The sequence below is a fragment of the Thiomicrospira sp. genome (genome assembly GCF_014859555.1).
GTDB lineage: Bacteria > Pseudomonadota > Gammaproteobacteria > Thiomicrospirales > Thiomicrospiraceae > Thiomicrospira.
The window spans coordinates 1-1,613 of record NZ_JACUTY010000134.1; the positions used below are offsets into that span (position 1 = coordinate 1).

Consider the following 1,613-nt stretch of genomic DNA (forward strand, 5'->3'; position numbering starts at 1 on the left):
ACCACCTCAGCGAATACGGCAATAAATATTTGGTGCCGATGTTTGAGCAGGTGTTTCTCGATCAGTTAGCAAAAGACTAAACCCAGAAGTCAGCTTGCCCGGCACCAGGCCTGGTGGTTTGACAGATTTAGGGCTTAGTGTATTATATGTAATACATGTATTGCATAGGAGGCCTGTTATGTTAACCGTCAGATTAGATGCTGAAATGGAAAGCTTTCTTAATGCTTTGGCTGAGCAAACCCAGCGCCCTAAAAGTTTTTTTGTGAAAAAGGCATTAGAAAACTATAAAGAAGATATGCAGGATTGGTTGGAGGCACAGACTCGTAGCAATTCGCAAGATCGAAACCTGATAAGCATCGAAGAACTGGAAAAAGCGCTTGGGCACTGAACAAAACTATCAGTTGGTTTTTGATTACAAGGTGATTAAAGACCTAAAAAAAATTGACCAGGCCTGGCAGCGTAAAATTCTAGAGGCGATTAAAACAAAGTTGCTGGTGAATCCTTTTATAGGCAAAAAACTCGTCGGTGACTTATCGCCCTATTATCGTTTTCGTGTGGGTAACTATCGCGTGATTTATGAAGTCATTGAGCAGCGTGTTGTGATTAATGTCGTCAAAATTCGTCATCGCAAAGAGGTTTATTCTAAAAGTTAATGACCCTGATCACCTCAGTGAATAGAACAATAAATATCTGGCGCCGATGTTTGAACTCGTATTCCGCGACCAGTTAGCCAAAGACTAACCCAGGCCTTATGTCAGCCCAAAGCCTATTTGCCCATCACCAGGCTTGGTTGCAGTTGCACACAGTGGCAATCATAAAGGGACATACGTTGTTTTATTTTTATGCTGGCCTGAGGTAAACTAAGGAAAAGCTTGAGATTGTTGATATGTCTGAGCAAGTACAATTAGAGCAAGAAATTGGTTAGTATAAAGTCGTTTTTGCTGTACTAGCCGCGATTGATGTGTCGCTGTTAGCGTGGTTTGCTAAAAACTATGATTCGCAGAATGGCGTTTTGTTATTTGCTTGTTTTGTCGCTATTTTGTTTGTTTCTGTCGGTATTGCCTTAATCAATAACAATGTATTTAAATGCCTGAAAAGGCTGAAGGAACTATGATGGAATATTTAGTTGTGATTGCGCTGTTTGCGTTTATTTTTAGCTTGATGTATGTGGTGTACAAGTCTTACCATCAAGATTAGTCAAAATAGTAGAATTACGCTAGTTAGCTTCTTGCAAGCGGGCAAGTCGCATTCATAAAGACACCCCTATTTCACTTTAAGATTCCAGCGGATACGGTAATAAGTATTTAGTGCCGGTATTCCACGATCAGTTAGCAAAAGACTGAGCCCAAGCCTTGTGTACGACTGAAACCCTATACCCACCACCAGGCCTGGTGGATTGTTGTTTTAGTTTTTCAAGCCCTCGGCGACTTGTTCAATCTCTTTAAATTCGGCATACGCCTTGGCTCCTAAAGCATCGGCGTTTTCGTGCAAATATAGATCGGCTTTAAGCTCTTGGTAAATCGGTGTAGCTCGCGCTTTAAAGTCTTGTGAAATCTGTGGGTGGTCAATGACCGTTTGCCAGAAATCGAGTGCCGCGATTTTGGCTTGGTGTT

At 41.6% G+C, this 1,613-nt stretch carries 2 protein-coding genes and 1 pseudogene; 2 read left to right on the top strand and 1 reads right to left on the bottom strand.

The window, feature by feature from the left end:
- Positions 1-178 precede the first annotated feature (178 nt).
- Both IBX48_RS10510 and IBX48_RS10515 read left to right on the top strand, forming a co-directional pair.
- Positions 179-388 (top strand): DUF6290 family protein, encoded by a 210-nt coding sequence (locus IBX48_RS10510; RefSeq protein ID WP_296834371.1) that lies wholly within the window; start codon positions 179-181, stop codon positions 386-388.
- Positions 378-653, top strand: a complete 276-nt coding sequence (locus IBX48_RS10515; RefSeq protein WP_296834373.1) for a type II toxin-antitoxin system RelE/ParE family toxin — start codon at positions 378-380, stop codon at positions 651-653. Before IBX48_RS10510 ends, IBX48_RS10515 begins: the two co-directional genes overlap by 11 nt.
- Positions 654-1,404: 751 nt before the next feature.
- On the opposite strand, the pseudogene IBX48_RS10520 reads toward IBX48_RS10515, so the two are convergent.
- Positions 1,405-1,613, bottom strand: a pseudogene (locus IBX48_RS10520) (hypothetical protein); the annotation flags it as partial.

What these genes read in the sequence shown, in the direction of transcription:
- IBX48_RS10510 (WP_296834371.1), top strand. Translation starts at nt 179, where the DNA reads ATGTTAACCGTCAGATTAGATGCTGAAATGGAAAGCTTTCTTAATGCT.